The 14,576-nt window shown below is 67.4% G+C and carries 12 protein-coding genes; 10 read left to right on the top strand and 2 right to left on the bottom strand.

Annotated features, from left to right (window positions below; translation table 11 throughout):
- Nucleotides 1–104 precede the first annotated feature (104 nt).
- Complete coding sequence (locus CSC94_RS14915; protein WP_165784446.1) at nt 105–1,307, bottom strand: EAL domain-containing protein; 1,203 nt, start codon at nt 1,305–1,307, stop codon at nt 105–107.
- A gap of 185 nt (nt 1,308–1,492) precedes the next feature.
- On the opposite strand from CSC94_RS14915, the gene CSC94_RS14910 reads away from it, so the two are divergent.
- The 6 genes from CSC94_RS14910 (at nt 1,493) to CSC94_RS14885 (ending at nt 8,872) form a co-directional block, all read left to right on the top strand.
- Nucleotides 1,493–2,356 (top strand): TIGR01459 family HAD-type hydrolase, encoded by an 864-nt coding sequence (locus tag CSC94_RS14910; protein ID WP_099307150.1) that lies wholly within the window; start codon nt 1,493–1,495, stop codon nt 2,354–2,356.
- Complete coding sequence (locus CSC94_RS14905) at nt 2,353–3,369, top strand: bifunctional riboflavin kinase/FAD synthetase (protein WP_099307149.1); 1,017 nt, start codon at nt 2,353–2,355, stop codon at nt 3,367–3,369. The genes CSC94_RS14910 and CSC94_RS14905 overlap by 4 nt, the downstream gene beginning before the upstream one ends.
- Nucleotides 3,356–4,075: an SDR family NAD(P)-dependent oxidoreductase gene (locus CSC94_RS14900; RefSeq protein ID WP_099307148.1), complete on the top strand. Its 720-nt coding sequence runs from the start codon at nt 3,356–3,358 to the stop codon at nt 4,073–4,075. Before CSC94_RS14905 ends, CSC94_RS14900 begins: the two co-directional genes overlap by 14 nt.
- Nucleotides 4,072–4,836, top strand: a complete 765-nt coding sequence (locus CSC94_RS14895) for an SDR family NAD(P)-dependent oxidoreductase (protein ID WP_099307147.1) — start codon at nt 4,072–4,074, stop codon at nt 4,834–4,836. Before CSC94_RS14900 ends, CSC94_RS14895 begins: the two co-directional genes overlap by 4 nt.
- A gap of 244 nt (nt 4,837–5,080) precedes the next feature.
- On the top strand, nt 5,081–7,990 hold the full coding sequence (ileS, locus tag CSC94_RS14890; protein ID WP_099307146.1) for an isoleucine--tRNA ligase: 2,910 nt from the start codon (nt 5,081–5,083) through the stop codon (nt 7,988–7,990).
- A gap of 156 nt (nt 7,991–8,146) precedes the next feature.
- Nucleotides 8,147–8,872, top strand: a complete 726-nt coding sequence (locus CSC94_RS14885; protein ID WP_245408369.1) for a hypothetical protein — start codon at nt 8,147–8,149, stop codon at nt 8,870–8,872.
- A gap of 34 nt (nt 8,873–8,906) precedes the next feature.
- On the opposite strand, the gene CSC94_RS14880 is transcribed toward CSC94_RS14885, so the two are convergent.
- A complete protein-coding gene (locus tag CSC94_RS14880) occupies nt 8,907–9,341 on the bottom strand; it encodes a nucleoside deaminase (RefSeq protein ID WP_099307251.1) in 435 nt (144 codons plus the stop codon).
- 201 nt (nt 9,342–9,542) lie between these two features.
- Here CSC94_RS14880 and CSC94_RS14875 point away from each other — a divergent pair, with 201 nt between their 5' ends.
- The 4 genes from CSC94_RS14875 to CSC94_RS14860 all read left to right on the top strand — a co-directional run bounded on the left by CSC94_RS14875 (nt 9,543) and on the right by CSC94_RS14860 (nt 14,552).
- Nucleotides 9,543–11,150 (top strand): pseudouridine synthase, encoded by a 1,608-nt coding sequence (locus CSC94_RS14875; protein WP_099307145.1) that lies wholly within the window; start codon nt 9,543–9,545, stop codon nt 11,148–11,150.
- Nucleotides 11,151–11,153: 3 nt separating this feature from the next.
- Nucleotides 11,154–11,711: a 16S rRNA (guanine(966)-N(2))-methyltransferase RsmD gene (gene rsmD, locus CSC94_RS14870; RefSeq protein WP_099307144.1), complete on the top strand. Its 558-nt coding sequence runs from the start codon at nt 11,154–11,156 to the stop codon at nt 11,709–11,711.
- A gap of 115 nt (nt 11,712–11,826) precedes the next feature.
- The gene (locus CSC94_RS14865) at nt 11,827–13,185 is read left to right on the top strand and encodes a M16 family metallopeptidase (protein WP_165784445.1); all 1,359 of its coding nucleotides are present in this window, start codon (nt 11,827–11,829) and stop codon (nt 13,183–13,185) included.
- A 5-nt stretch (nt 13,186–13,190) separates the two neighbouring features.
- Nucleotides 13,191–14,552, top strand: a complete 1,362-nt coding sequence (locus tag CSC94_RS14860; protein ID WP_099307143.1) for a M16 family metallopeptidase — start codon at nt 13,191–13,193, stop codon at nt 14,550–14,552.
- Nucleotides 14,553–14,576: the final 24 nt, after the last annotated feature.

Here is a 14,576-nt window from a genome sequence, read left to right as displayed (position 1 = left end):
TCGCGTTATATAAAAAATCTATTTAATGAGGTTTTACGGAAATAGTGAATTATTGCAGAATAAGTTTATATCCTGTTTACCATGACTGCTGAGAGCCGGGCGTTTCAGCCGCCGGCGATCACGCCCTTGCCGTGTGGCGGCGTTGCCTTCAACCGTTTCGGGCCGTTGAAACGCTTCCCGGACATCCGGTCGATGCCGATGTCGATCAGGCTGACGGCTTCCTCGTCCGTGGTCACGTCCATGGCGACGAGCTGAAATTCCTTCTCGGCGCAGGCGGAAATGATGCTTTCGGCGTCGAGGTCGCGCGGGCGCAGCTTGTCGCGTCCGAGCAGGCGGTTGGCGCTGAGCCTGACGCAGTGAACGCCGAAGGCGCTCAGCTTGGCGAGCGACTCCTCGCCGCCAAGCCAGCCTTCGACCGCGAATTGCGCGCCGGCGCCGCGCAGGCGTTCGAGGGCCGGCCCGCATTTCCGGTTGGCGCCGATCATCAGGTGTACCGGCACGACGGGGATCAGCGACAGCGCGAGGTCGGGTTCGTTCCGGTAGAGCGTGGCCACGTTTCCCACCGCGTCTTCGTTTTGCAGCAGGCTGGCGGAAACGGGAACGTAGAGCGGCATGTCCGCCGCGCTGTCGCCGAGCTGGCGCCGCGCCACCGCCGCTGCCTGTCGCATCATCGAGGCTTCGAAGGCGAGCCGGCAACCGGGGCGCGGTTCGTGGGTCATCCGCGAAATGAACGCGTCCTGCGCCCCCACGGCGGCGTGAACGCTGAACCCGACGGCGCGCGAATCCGAGATCGAGAGAACCGGCTCCAGCGCCAGGTCGAAACGCCCTTCGCACAGCGCGGTTTCCGTTTCGTCGGCCGCTTGCGCGGCGGCGTCGCTCCCGGCGCTCTCGCTTTGCCGCGCGGCTTTCTTCACCTCGTCGGTGAGCCGGATGACGTTGGCCGCCGGTTCGTCCTCCGGTACCGCCTCATCCGCCGTGTCCTCGGCGTCTAACCGTCCCGGCAGCGTTTCGAGCTCCTGGCGCGCGGCCGCGGCCATGTCGACCAGCGCCCGCAGGTCGGTCTCGCTTCGCAGCGCCTGGTCGGCGAGCGAGCGTTCCACCATGGCGATCAGCCGCCGCTGCTCGCTGGCCGCCCGCCGTTGCAGGCCAAGCGCCAGGAAACCGGCAACGAAGCCCGCGATCGCCAGCGCCAGGGAAACGCCGATACCCGTGACCAGGAGCCCGTCCTGCAACGCCGCGTGGGCCGGGACAGCACCGGCGAGCAGCGCGCAGGGGGTGCCGGAAAACAAGGCGCTACGGCTGGACATGAGGTCGAAAGCTCCCTGGCGCGTTGCGCCAAATTCATCAGCAAGGTCTATTTTTCGCATGAGCACCCGCCGGTGTCAGCCGAAAGCTGGTGACAGGGTGAACGCCTTGGGTTAATTCCGGTCCAGTCACCCCCGGGCCGGTCCGCCGGCCTGCCGCGATGCCAATCACCAGGACCGGACACCCGATGACTGCCAGCCCCGCCATGATCGACCGACTGGATGACCTGGCCGGATCCTATGGCGCGATCCTGTGCGATGTCTGGGGCGTCATTCATAACGGCGTGCGCGCCTTTCCGCAGGCCTGCGCCGCGCTTGGGCGCATGCGCGCCGCGGGGCTGCCCGTCGTGCTCCTGACCAATGCGCCGCGCCTGTCGTCCGGCGTCATCACGCAGATCCGCGGCCTCGGCGTGCCCGACGACGCCTGGGACGCGGTCGTCACGTCGGGCGACGTGACCCGCGACCTGATCGCCGAGGGACCGCGCCGCGTCTTTCACCTTGGCCCCGATCGGGACCTGCAGCTCTTCGATGGCCTCGAGGTCGACCTGGTCGAGGAGTTCGAGGCGTCGGCGGTGGTCTGCACCGGCCTGTTCGACGACGAGACCGAAACACCGGACGACTATCGCGAGATGCTGCAGCGTCTGCGCTCCCGCGACCTGCCGATGATCTGCGCCAATCCGGACATCGTCGTCGAACGCGGCGACCGCATGATCTGGTGTTCCGGCGCCCTGGCGCGCGACTACGGCCAGCTGGGCGGACGCACGCTGATATCGGGCAAGCCACATGCCCCGATCTATCGCGCCGCCATGGCGAAACTGGCGGAGCTGAGCGACCGCCCGCTGGAGCGCGGCGAGGTTCTGGCCATCGGCGATGGCATGCTGACCGATATCAAGGGCGCCGTGAACGCTGGCATCGATGCGCTCTATGTTTCCGGCGGCATCCATTTCCGCGATTACGGCGATAGCGCGGACACGCCGGATCCGGTCAGGCTCGGCGAATTTTTTGAAAGGCACGCCCTGGCCCCCGTCGCCTCGATCACGAGGCTGGCATGACCGGCGCGGCGGAGAAAAAGCTGCTTCGTTTGTCCGACCCGGTTCACCTGCCGGCCGGCCTGCGCGGCGGCGTCGTTGCCATCGGCAATTTCGACGGTGTCCACCGTGGCCATCTGGCAGTGCTGGAGAAGGCGCTCGGCATGGCCCGAGAGCGCGGCGTGCCCGCGCTCGTTCTCACCTTCGAGCCACACCCGCGAACGGTCTTCCGCCCCGACCGGCCGGTCTTTCGGCTGACGCCTGCACCCATGCGGGCCCGCCTGCTCGGCGCGCTCGGCTTCGACGCGGTGATCGAGCAGCCCTTCAGCCGCGATTTCGCCGCCACAGAGCCGGTGGAGTTCGTCCGGGGCATCCTCTGTGATGGCCTCGGCATTACCCACGTGGTGACCGGCTTCGACTTCCATTTCGGCCGCAACCGTGCCGGCGGCCCGGCCTATCTCATGGCCGCTGGCGAGGAGCACGGCTTCGGCGTCACGCTGGTCGATGCCTTCCGCGACGAGGGAGCAGACGTGATCTCCTCCAGCCGCATCCGCGAGTGCCTGCAGCAGGGCGAGGTCAGCGAGGCGGCCGGCCTGCTGGGCTATCGCTACACGGTCGAGGCCGAGGTCGTGCGCGGCAAGCAACTCGGGCGAACGCTCGGCTATCCGACCGCCAACATGGCGTTGCCCGAAGACAACGGTCTCGCCCACGGCATCTATGCCGTCCGCTTCACCCGCGCCGACGGATCGGTGCATGATGGCGTCGCGAGCTTCGGCCGCCGTCCGACCGTCGACAGCGATGGCGCGGCTCTCCTGGAAACCGTCCTGTTCGATTTCTCCGGTGACCTGTACGGCGAGACGTGCCGCGTCTCCCTGTTCGGCTTCCTGCGCGGCGAGGTGAAGTTCGACGGCCTCGATCCGCTGGTGGCCCAGATGAAACGCGACGAGCAGGAGGCGCGCGCGCTCCTCGCCGGGGTGGAGCCGCTGTCGCCGCTCGACGGCGCGATCGCGTTCGGGGACCGGGATGACCCCCGGTGAGCGGCGCCGGATCCTGATCACGGGTGGCACTGCCGGTCTGGGTCTTGCGCTGGCGCGCCACCTCGCACCCCGTCACGATGTCATGGTCACCGGGCGCCAGGCGTCCGCCGCCGTCTCCGCGAACCTGCCCGCGACCTGCCGCTATGTCGAAGCCGATCTTGCCGCGCCGGTGGACGCCGCCGCCGCCGTGGAGGCGGCGCTCGAACAGGCCGGCTGGGACGGCCTCGACCACGCCGTGTTGAATGCCGCGACCGGCCATTCGCCGGCAGGCGGCCTCGAGGATGCCGCCACGATTCGCCGGACGCTCGATGTCAACCTGGTCTCGACGCTGCTTCTGGCGCGGATGCTTCATCCGCACCTGTCCGTGCGCAAGGGCCTGCTGACCCTTGTCGGTTCGGTGGCCCGCCGGGGAACCGCGCTGTTCCCTGCCTACGCGGCGTCGAAGGCGGGTCTGCACGGGTTCGGGCGCGCCCTGCGCAGCGAATGGCGCGGCAGCGTCGGTGTCCAGGTCATCCATCCGGGGCCCATGCGTACCGGCATGCACGAGAAGGCCGGCCACGATCCGGGCCCTCTCGGCCGTTTCTTTCTCGATCCCGCCGACGCCGCGGCCATGATGGCGCATGACCTGGCGACCCGCCGATCGCCGGTTACGCTCGGCTGGCTGCGTTATTTGTCCGGCGCCACGTTCTGGAGGCCAAGGCTGTGAGCGAACGCGAAAAGTGCGCCCTTGTCACGGGCGCTTCGTCCGGTCTCGGCGCGGCGCTGACGGACCGGCTGCTGGCCCGCGGCTATCGCGTCGTCACCGTCGACCACCGGGCGCCGCCAGGGTCTCCGGACCGACAGCGGCTTCAGGTCACCTGCGACCTGGCCGACCGGACCGCTCTGGACCGCACCTTGCCGGTGCTTCTGGACGCCGGGCCCTATGACGTCGTGCTGCTGAATGCCGGCATCAGCGCCACCGGGCGCTTCGAGGCGATGCCGCCTGCCGTGCTCGAGCGCGTCGTCCGCGTCGACGCCGAGGCACCCATGGTCATGGCCGCTGCGCTGCTGCAGGCCGAATCGCTCGCCCCCGGCGCGCGACTCGGCTTCGTCTCGTCGCTCTCCCATTTCACCGGCTATCCCGGTGCGGCTGCCTATGCCGCGGCGAAGGACGCGCTGGCCGTCTACGCCCGCTCGATCCGCAAGGCCGCGTCGCGGCGCGGCGTGACGGTCTCCACCATCTTTCCCGGCCCGCTCGATACCGCCATGGCGCGCCGCCACGCGCCGGCCGATGCCAGTGCGGAGAAGCGCCTGCCGCCATCGCAGGCCGCCCGCCTCGTTCTCGAGGGCCTGGAGAAACGCCGCCGTGTCATCGTTCCCGGCCGGGTGCCGCTGGTCTATGCCGGGCTTGGCCGGCTGTTCCCCGGTGCGGCCACGGCGCTGATGCGCCGCCTCGTCTTCGAGAAGCTGGACCGGGAAACCTGGTAACGGGAGAACGCGCTGCCCCGCCCACTTTTCAAGCCCGGCAAAAAGGACTAAGACCCGCGCCCATGGAAACCGTGAGAAACACGATATCCCGGCGAATTATTGGCCCGGCCTTCCGGGGCGCCTGACAGGGTGCGGGAAGGTCCGGGACATCTGCCGCGCGCCTCGAATTCTGCCGGCGGCGCGGCCTTCCGTTTCACGTCCGAATGACAGCCCGGCCGCCACTGGCCGCACGATTGGCAAGACAATGACCGACACGCCCGAAAAGCTCGACTACTCCAAGACCCTCTACCTGCCGCAGACGGAATTTCCCATGCGCGCCGGCCTTCCGAAGAAGGAGCCGGAAATCGTCGCCCGCTGGGAAGGGGTGAACCTCTACCGCAAGCTGCGCGAGAGCGCCGCCGGCCGGCCGCTCTACGTGCTGCATGACGGCCCGCCCTATGCCAACGGCAACATCCACATCGGCCATGCGCTCAACAAGATCCTGAAGGACGTCATCACCCGGTCCTTCCAGATGCGCGGCCGCGATTCCAACTACGTCCCCGGCTGGGATTGCCACGGCCTGCCGATCGAGTGGAAGATCGAGGAACAGTATCGCGCCAAGGGCAAGAACAAGGACGAGGTGCCGGTCAACGAGTTCCGCCAGGAATGCCGCGACTTCGCCAGCCACTGGATCGAGGTCCAGTCGGCCGAGTTCAAGCGGCTCGGCGTCGTCGGCGATTTCGACAATCCCTACACGACGATGAATTTCCACGCCGAGAGCCGCATCGCCGGCGAACTGCTGAAATTCGCCATGTCGGACCAGCTCTACCGCGGGTCCAAGCCGGTCATGTGGTCGGTCGTCGAGCGCACGGCCCTGGCCGAGGCCGAGGTCGAGTACCAGGACTACGAGTCCGACACGATCTGGGTGAAGTTCCCGGTCGCCGCCGGCGGCGACCTCGATGGCGCCTTCGTCGTCATCTGGACGACCACGCCCTGGACCATCCCCGGCAACCGCGCCATCTCCTATTCCCCGCGCATCGCCTATGGTCTCTACGAGGTGACGGCCACGGAAAACGATTTCGGCCCGCAACCCGGCGAGAAACTCGTTTTCGCCGACGCGCTGGCCGGGGAAAGTTTTGCCAAGGGCAAGCTGGAATACTGCCGCCTGCGCGATGTTTCCGCCGGTGACCTGGCCGCCATCACCTGCGCCCACCCGCTCAAGGGCCTCGCTGGCGGCTACGAGTTTGCCGTGCCGCTGCTGGAAGGCGATCACGTCACCGACGACGCCGGCACCGGCTTCGTCCACACCGCGCCCGGCCACGGCCGCGAGGACTTTGACGCCTGGATGCACCATGCCCGCGACCTGGAAGCGCGCGGCATCTCCAGCCAGATCCCCTTCACGGTCGACGATGCCGGTTTCCTGACCAGGGACGCGCCGGGCTTCGGCCCGGACCGCGAAGGCGGGGCGGTGCGCGTCATCGATGACAAGGGCAAGAAGGGCGACGCGAACCAGGCCGTCATCACCGCGCTGATCCAGGCTGACCGCCTGTTCGCACGCGGCCGGCTGAAGCATACCTATCCGCATTCCTGGCGCTCCAAGAAGCCGGTCATTTTCCGCAACACGCCGCAGTGGTTCGTCCACATGGACAAGACGCTGGACGACGGCACCACGCTGCGCGACCGGGCGCTCAAGGCAATCGACGCCACGCGCTTCGTGCCATCCGCCGGCCAGACCCGCCTGCGGGCCATGATCGCCGACCGGCCCGACTGGGTGCTCTCGCGCCAGCGTGCCTGGGGCGTGCCGATCTGCGTCTTCGCCGACGAGGACGGCAAGGTGCTGAAGGACGAAGCCGTCAACAAGCGCATTCTCGATGCCTTCGAGGACGAGGGCGCCGATGCCTGGTTTGCCGAGGGCGCGCGGGAGCGCTTCCTGGGCGAACGTGCAGGCGAACCGTGGAAGCAGGTCCGCGACATTCTCGACGTCTGGTTCGATTCCGGCTCCACCCACACCTTCACGCTGGAAGACCGGCCGGACCTGAAATGGCCCGCCGATGTCTACCTGGAAGGTTCCGACCAGCATCGCGGCTGGTTCCATTCCTCGCTGCTGGAAAGCTGCGGCACCCGCGGCCGCGCGCCCTACGACACGGTCATCACCCACGGCTTCACCATGGCCGAGGACGGCCGCAAGATGTCGAAGTCGCTCGGCAACACGGTCACCCCGCAGGACGTCATGAAGGATGCCGGCGCCGATATCCTGCGGCTCTGGGTCATGACGACCGACTACTGGGAGGATCAGCGTCTCGGCAAGTCGATCATCCAGACCAACATCGACGCCTACCGCAAGATGCGCAACACCATCCGCTGGATGCTCGGGACGCTGGCCCACGACGAGGGCGAGATCGTGCCGCTGGCCGACATGCCGGAACTGGAGCGGCTCATGCTGCACCGGCTGGTGGAACTCAACCGCGTCGTCAACGAAGGCTATGACAACTTCGACTTCAAGCGTATCGCCCGCGCCCTGATCGATTTCATGGTCATCGACCTTTCCGCCTTCTACTTCGACATCCGCAAGGATGCGCTCTACTGCGACGCGCCGTCGAGCATCCGCCGCAAGGCCGCCCTCCAGGTGGTCCGTACGGTCTTCGACGCGGTCGTCAAGTGGCTGGCGCCCATGTTGCCCTTCACCACGGAAGAGGCCTGGCTGGAAATGAACCCGGACGCCGTCTCGGTGCACCTGGAGCAGTTCCCGGACGTCCCCGCCGAGTGGAAGGACGACCGTCTGGCAGCGAAGTGGAAGAAGGTCCGCCAGGTCCGCCGCGTCGTCACCGGCGCGCTGGAGATCGAGCGCCGCGAAAAGCGCATCGGTTCCTCGCTGGAGGCCGCACCCTTCGTCCACATCACCGATCCCGCGCTGCGCGAGGCGATCGAGGGTCTCGACATGGCCGAGATCTGCATCACCTCCGGCACGTCGGTCTCCGACAAGGAAGCCCCCGCCGGGGCCTTCACGCTCGACGAGGTGAAGGGCGTGGCCGTGGTTCCGGCAATGGCCCGGGGCACCAAGTGCGCCCGGTCGTGGCGGGTTACCGATGACGTCGGTTCCGACCCGGAATTCCCGGACGTATCGGCCCGCGATGCCGCGGCCCTGCGCGAATTGCGGGACCTCGGGCGGATCTGAGACCGGCCGTGCGGGCGCGTTTCGCGCCCGCGTTGCCGATTGGGCACGGTTGCGCTAAAAGAAGCGCGGCCGATGAATGGTCATGATCTTGCCGGATTGTGCCTTCATCGCACGGACGGCTTTATGTACACAGGCGCAGGACGCCGGGGGAAGACGATGAAGGGCGCGCACCGCGACATGGTTCGAAATACGCGAAACGGCCAGAGCCTTGCGTTTGCCATCTTGGCTGCGCTTTCCGCGACATCGCTCGCCGGCTGCATGAGTTCTCCGACCTACGGCACCGACAAGACGGCCAACGAACAGCTCGTGGACGACCTCAGCGGCATGCTGTCGCTGGCCCCGAAAAAGGGCCCCAGGATCGACTACGAGCCGCGTCCCGAACTGGTCAAGCCGGCTGACACCAACCAGCTGCCGCAGCCGCAGGAAGATATCGTCTCGGCGCGCGAAGCCACCGGTCAGTGGCCGGAGTCGCCCGAGGAACGCCGCGCCCGTTACCGCAAGTATGCCACGGAAAACCGCGACAATCCGGATTTCGAGCCGATCGTCACCAGCGGCCGTGAGGCTGATCCGAACGAGCCGATGATCACATCGGGTGCGGCGGCCCAGCGCGGCCAGTACCGCCACCTCGACCCGAGCCAGACGCCGGTCTTCGGCAAGCGCGACTCGCAGGCGGAATTCCGCCGCCGCCGCGCCGAGAACATGCAGGGCAGCCCCGCGTCCCGCAAATACCTGTCCGAGCCGCCGCTGAAATACCGCGTTCCGGCCGCCACTGCGCCGGCCGGCGAGTTCGGCGAGGACGAGGCGGACAAGGAGCGCCGTCTGAAGGCGGAATCCCGCAAGAAGGCGGGCAAGACGAGCTGGCGGGACATGCTGCCCTGGTAAGCGGGGGGCTTGGCGGCAAGGCGCGATCCGCCGGTCAGTCGCCGCGCCGGTCCTGGAAGAATTGCCTCAACAGCCGCGCTGCCTCGCGTTCGCCGATGCCGGGATAGACCTCCGGCGAATGGTGACAGGTCGGCTGGCCGAAGAACCGGCCGCCATGGATCACCGCGCCGCCTTTCGGGTCTTCTGCGCCGAAATAGAGGCGGCGCAGCCGGGCAAAGGAAATCGCGCCGGTGCACATGGTGCAGGGCTCCAGCGTGACATGCAGGTCGAGGCCTGTCAGGCGTTCCTGGCCCAGCACCCGGCACGCCTCGCGGATCGCCAGGATTTCCGCGTGTGCGGTCGGATCGTTGAGTTCCCGGGTCCGGTTGCCGGCCCGTGCGATAATCGCCCCGTCGCGGGTGACGACCGCACCGACCGGGACCTCGCCGCGTGCCTCTGCGGCGCGCGCCTCGTCCAGGGCGATTTCCATCGGGCTTGGGTCAGGGACTGTCTTTTCGGCCATGCCTGATTTTCACTCGCAAGACGTTTCCGGGTTTGCTAGAGCAATTCCAGCGACAGTGGGAACCGGTTTCGCGTCCGGAATTGGTAAAAAACAAAGAGATAGAGCATTGGCGCGATTCATTGAATGGCGAAAATGCCCGACGTAGCCCCACCACGAAAGAATGACCAGATGACCGACGACAGGAAAGACAAGCCCCGGGGCCCGCGCAAACCGTTTGGTGACCGGAAGACAGCGCCCGCGGGCGGCCGCGGCAAGCCGGCGGGAAAGCCGCCGCGCCGTTTCGACCGCGAGCCGGAGGCGGAAGCCGCGCCGGCCGGTGAGCGGATCGCCAAGCGGCTGGCGCGCGCCGGTGTCTCCTCGCGCCGCGAGGCCGAGGCGCTGATCGCCGACGGCCGCATCTCGGTCAACGGCAAGGTCATCGAAAGCCCCGCGCTCAATGTCACCCGCGAGGATCGCATCGCCATCGACGGCAAGCCGATCCCCGAGATCGAGCGAACCCGTCTCTGGCTGTTCCACAAGCCTTCCGGTCTGGTCACCACCAACCGCGATCCCGAGGGACGCAAGACCGTGTTCGAGGCGCTGCCCGAAGGCATGCCGCGCGTTGTCTCCGTCGGCCGCCTCGACATCAACACCGAGGGCCTGCTGCTGCTGACCAATGACGGTGGCCTCGCCCGCGTGCTGGAACTGCCGTCCACCGGCTGGCTGCGCCGCTACCGCGTCCGCGTGCACGGCGAGATCGACCAGGCCCGCCTCGACGAGCTGAAAAATGGCATTGCCGTGGATGGCGTCTTCTACGGTGCCATGGAGGCCGTGCTGGACCGTGAACAGGGCTCGAATTCCTGGCTCACCATCTCGTTCCGCGAAGGCAAGAACCGCGAGGTCAAGAACGTCATGGGCGCGCTCGGCCTGGAGGTCACGCGCCTGATCCGCGTTTCCTACGGTCCGTTCCAACTCGGCGACCTGCCGGAGGGCGCCGTGCGCGAGATGCGCGGCCGGGCGCTGCGCGACCAGTTGGGCGAGGCGTTGATCGAGGAGGCCGGTGCCGATTTCGATGCACCGGTGCTCAACGAGTTTTCCAACAAGCCCGTCCGCAAGGGCGAGGAACCGGAGAAGCGGTCGACCTCAAGGCCGCGCCGGGACCGCGACGAGTGGCGTGCCGATGCGTTGGATCGCCTGCAGACGCGCCCCGCTCGCGAGGAATTGCGCGAGGAGGAAGGCGGTCTGATCCGCCGCCGGGGCCGCCATCCCGGTGGCCCGCGCCGCGACGATCGCTCCGGCGAAGACCGTCCGCGCCGTGACCGCGAAGGGGACCGCCCGCGCCGGTTTGGCAACGAGGACCGCCCGCACCGCGACCGTGACGACGACCGCCCCCGCCGTGACCGCGAGGACCGGCCGCCGCGCGATCGCGCAGCACCGCGTGACGGCGCCGGGCGCGATGGCGACCGTCCGCAGCAGAAGCGTTTCGGCGAGGAAAGCCGAGGCGCCCACGTCTGGCGCGCCCCGGGCGCCCGCCCGGCATCGGCCAAATCTGCGCCTGCCGCGAAGAAGGATGGCCCGGCAAGGCCTGCCGGCAAGCCGGCTGGCAAGGCCGGCTACCGTGGCAAGGCGGAAGGCGGCCCGAAGGGCAGGCCGGAAGGCTCCGGCGGCGGCAGGTTCGCGCGTGGTCCGGGCAGGAGCGAAGGCCCCGGACAGGGCAGGGGCCCTGATCGTGGCGGCCCGTCGAAGGGACGGCCCGGCGGCAAGCCGCGGGGGCCGCGCGGCGGCAGGGACGGCTGATCCATGCGCATCGTCGGCGGGGAGATGAAGGGGCGGGCGCTTGCCACGCCGAAATCGAATGCCATCCGTCCGACCACGGACCGTACCCGCGAGGCACTGTTCAACATCCTGGCCCACGGTCACGGCGAGGTGCTGCAGGGCGCGCGCGTGCTCGACCTGTTCTCCGGCACAGGCGCGCTGGGGCTGGAAGCCCTGTCCCGCGGCGCGTCCTTCGCCCTCTTCGTCGAGCAGTCCGCCGAGGGCAGGGGGCTGTTGCGCTCCAACATCGAGGCGCTCGGCCTGCAGGGCCGCGCCCGCATCTTCCGCCGTGACGCCGCCTCGCTCGGTGACATCGGCACCATGCTCCCCTTCACGCTGCTGTTCGCCGATCCGCCCTATGGCAAGGGCCTGGCGACCCGGGCTCTGGCGGCCGCGCGCACTGGCGGATGGCTGACGCCCGAGGCGCTCTGCGTTGTCGAGGAAGCTGCGGATGCGCCCTTCGAATGGCCCGGTTTCGACCTCGTCGATGAGCGCCGGTGGGGCGACACGGTCATGCGATTCCTGCGCCCGCAGCCAGCCTGACCGGCGGTTTCATTACGAAGATTTCATCTCCGTCGCATTTCTTGTGCCTTCACTTGGCCCTATCTTGGTGCTTGGTCTTCGCACGTCCGATTTGCTTCAGGGAGATATTCTTGCCATGGCGGTTCTTCGCAAAACCATGCTGGCGCTCGTCACGGGCGGCGCAGTCCTGCTGTCCGGTTCGGCCTTCGCAGATGCCAGAAAGCCCGAGATCACGGACTTCCGGCTGAAGAACGGCATGGAGGTCGTGGTCATCCCGGATCACCGCGCCCCCGTCGTCACCCACATGGTCTGGTACAGGATCGGCAGCGCCGACGAGGCGCCCGGCAAGTCCGGAATCGCCCATTTCTTCGAGCACCTGATGTTCAAGGGCACCAGCAACCATGGTCCGGGCGAGTTTTCCGGCGCCGTTGCCGCCATCGGCGGCCAGGAGAACGCCTTCACCTCGGACGACTACACCGCCTATTTTCAGAAGGTCTCGCCGGACGCGCTGGGCACGATGATGTCCTTCGAGGCCGACCGGATGCACAATCTCATCCTGACTGACGACGTCATCGGCCCCGAGCGCGACGTGATCCTGGAGGAACGCGCCATGCGCGTCGACAACGACCCGGCGTCGCTGCTGTCGGAGGAACTCGACGCCACGCTCTACCAGAACCATCCCTATCGCATCCCCGTCATCGGCTGGAAGCGCGAGATCGAGCAGCTCAACCGCACCGACGCGGTCGATTTCTATACCCGCTTCTACGCCCCCAACAATGCCATCCTCGTGGTCGCGGGCGACGTCACCGCCGACCAGGTGCGCAAGCTGGCCGAGGACACCTATGGCAAGGTCCCGCGCGGTCCCGACCTGCCGCCGCGTGTCCGCCCGCAGGAGCCCGAGCAGAACACCTCGCGCATCGTCACCATGCGCGACCCGCGCGTCACCGTGCCGACCTACCAGGTCAACTGGGTCGTCCCGTCCTACCACTCCGGCAACGATCTCCAGGCCGAAGCGCTCGATCTCCTGGCCGAGATCCTCGGCGGCGGCACGCGCTCGCGCCTTTACCAGGAACTGGTCGTCAAGCAGGGCATCGCGGCAAATGTCGGCGCCTGGTACCAGGGCACGGCGCTCGACCCGTCCCGCTTCTCCGTGTACGGCTCGCCGCGCGGCAAGGCCACGGTTGATGACGTCCAGAAGGCCATTCTCGCCGAGATCGCCAGGATCGCCGACAAGGGCGTCACCGCCGACGAACTCGAAAAGGCCCGCAACCGCTTTATCCGCGACATGATCTTCTCGCGCGATGACCAGGCCGGCATGGCACGCATGTATGGCAGCGTGCTGGCAACGGGCGGCACGGTCCAAAGCATCGCTGAATGGCCGGACCGTCTGCGCAAGGTGACACCCGAACAGATACAGGAGGCGGCCAGCCAGTGGTTGAAGGATTCCGATTCCGTTACCGGTCTGCTGCTGCCGTCCAAGGAGAACCGGTCGTGAGGAACATGACGATGATGACCCCCGTTCGCGCCATGGCCGGCCTGGCCACCGCCCTCTTGATCCTCGTGGCTGCCGCCCTCCCGGCGAGCGCCGAGATGAAAATCCAGCAGGTGGTATCCGACAAGGGCATCAAGGCCTGGCTGGTGGAAGACTATTCCGTTCCCATCATCACGCTCCAGATGGCCTTCAAGGGCGGATCGACCCAGGATCCGGCCGGCAAGGAAGGCATGGCCAACCTCATCACCGGTCTTCTCGACGAAGGCGCGGGCGATCTCGACAGCGATGCCTTCCAGGACAGGCTGGACACCTCCGGTGCGGAGATGAGCTTTTCGGAAGGCACCGACGCCATTTCCGGCAGCATGCGCATGCTCGCCGACAAGAAGGACGAGGCATTCAACCTGCTGCACATGGCGATCACCAGCCCGCGCTTCGACCAGGCGCCGGTCGATCGCATCCGGGAGCAGATCATCGCCGGTATCCAGTCCGACGAGCGTGACCCGCGCACCATCGCCGGCATCGAGTGGAACAAGGGCGTCTATGGCGATCATCCCTATGGCCGCCGCGGCGAGGGAACGCCGGCGACGCTGCGCACCATCACGCCGGACGACCTGAAGGCCTTCCACAAGCGCGAGTTCGCCCGCGACAATCTCTATGTCGGCGTTGTCGGCGCCATTGATGCCGAAACGCTCAAGACCGAACTCGACAAGCTGTTCGGTGATCTCCCGGCCAAGGCGGACCAGAAGGATGTCGGCCCGGCCAGCCCGAAGTTCGGCCAGCGCATGGAGGTCGACTACGATCTGCCGCAGACCTCCATCCGGCTCGCCTATCCGGGCGTGAAGCGTGACAACCCGGATTTCTACGCCGCCTACGTCATGACCCACATCCTCGGTGGCGGCACCTTCTCGTCCCGCCTCTATGACGAGGTCCGCGAAAAGCGTGGCCTGGCCTACGGCATCGGCGCCTGGCTCTCGCCGCGCGACTATTCCGCCGAGCTTCAGATATCGACGGCGACGCGGTCCGACCGTGCCGGCGAGACCCTGTCGGTCATCCTCGACCAGGTGCACAGGATGGCCAAGGAGGGTCCCACCAAGGCCGAGCTCGAGTCCGCCAAGAAGTACATTATCGGCTCCTATGCCATCTCCAACTTCGACAATTCCTCCGATATCGCCCGCACCCTCGTCGCCATCCAGCAGGAGGACCTTGGGATCGACTACATCAGCAGGCGGACCGGTTTCATCAACGCCGTTACCCTGGATGAGGTGAAGAAGCAGGCAGCCAAGCTGCTCTCGGCCGAGCCCGTCATCATGATGGTCGGTCCGAAGGAGGCCATAGCCGATGCGGCACCGGCCCTGAAGAGCGGGGGATAAGGGAAATGACCGGGGGCAAGGGTA

Source organism: Zhengella mangrovi, from assembly GCF_002727065.1.
Classification (GTDB): Bacteria; Pseudomonadota; Alphaproteobacteria; order Rhizobiales; family Rhizobiaceae; genus Zhengella; species Zhengella mangrovi.
The sequence above is the reverse complement of the archived record's forward strand: the minus strand, read 5'-3'. Positions and strand labels throughout refer to the sequence as shown.

Bases quoted from the DNA above. Each gene is read 5' to 3' on its own strand.
- CSC94_RS14915 (WP_165784446.1), bottom strand. From the start codon at position 1,307: ATGTCCAGCCGTAGCGCCTTGTTTTCCGGCACCCCCTGCGCGCTGCTC.
- CSC94_RS14910 (WP_099307150.1), top strand. From the start codon at position 1,493: ATGACTGCCAGCCCCGCCATGATCGACCGACTGGATGACCTGGCCGGA.
- CSC94_RS14905 (WP_099307149.1), top strand. From the start codon at position 2,353: ATGACCGGCGCGGCGGAGAAAAAGCTGCTTCGTTTGTCCGACCCGGTT.
- CSC94_RS14900 (WP_099307148.1), top strand. From the start codon at position 3,356: ATGACCCCCGGTGAGCGGCGCCGGATCCTGATCACGGGTGGCACTGCC.
- ileS (WP_099307146.1), top strand. From the start codon at position 5,081: ATGACCGACACGCCCGAAAAGCTCGACTACTCCAAGACCCTCTACCTG.
- CSC94_RS14885 (WP_245408369.1), top strand. From the start codon at position 8,147: ATGAAGGGCGCGCACCGCGACATGGTTCGAAATACGCGAAACGGCCAG.
- CSC94_RS14880 (WP_099307251.1), bottom strand. From the start codon at position 9,341: ATGGAAATCGCCCTGGACGAGGCGCGCGCCGCAGAGGCACGCGGCGAG.
- CSC94_RS14875 (WP_099307145.1), top strand. From the start codon at position 9,543: ATGACCGACGACAGGAAAGACAAGCCCCGGGGCCCGCGCAAACCGTTT.
- rsmD (WP_099307144.1), top strand. From the start codon at position 11,154: ATGCGCATCGTCGGCGGGGAGATGAAGGGGCGGGCGCTTGCCACGCCG.
- CSC94_RS14865 (WP_165784445.1), top strand. From the start codon at position 11,827: ATGGCGGTTCTTCGCAAAACCATGCTGGCGCTCGTCACGGGCGGCGCA.
- CSC94_RS14860 (WP_099307143.1), top strand. From the start codon at position 13,191: ATGACGATGATGACCCCCGTTCGCGCCATGGCCGGCCTGGCCACCGCC.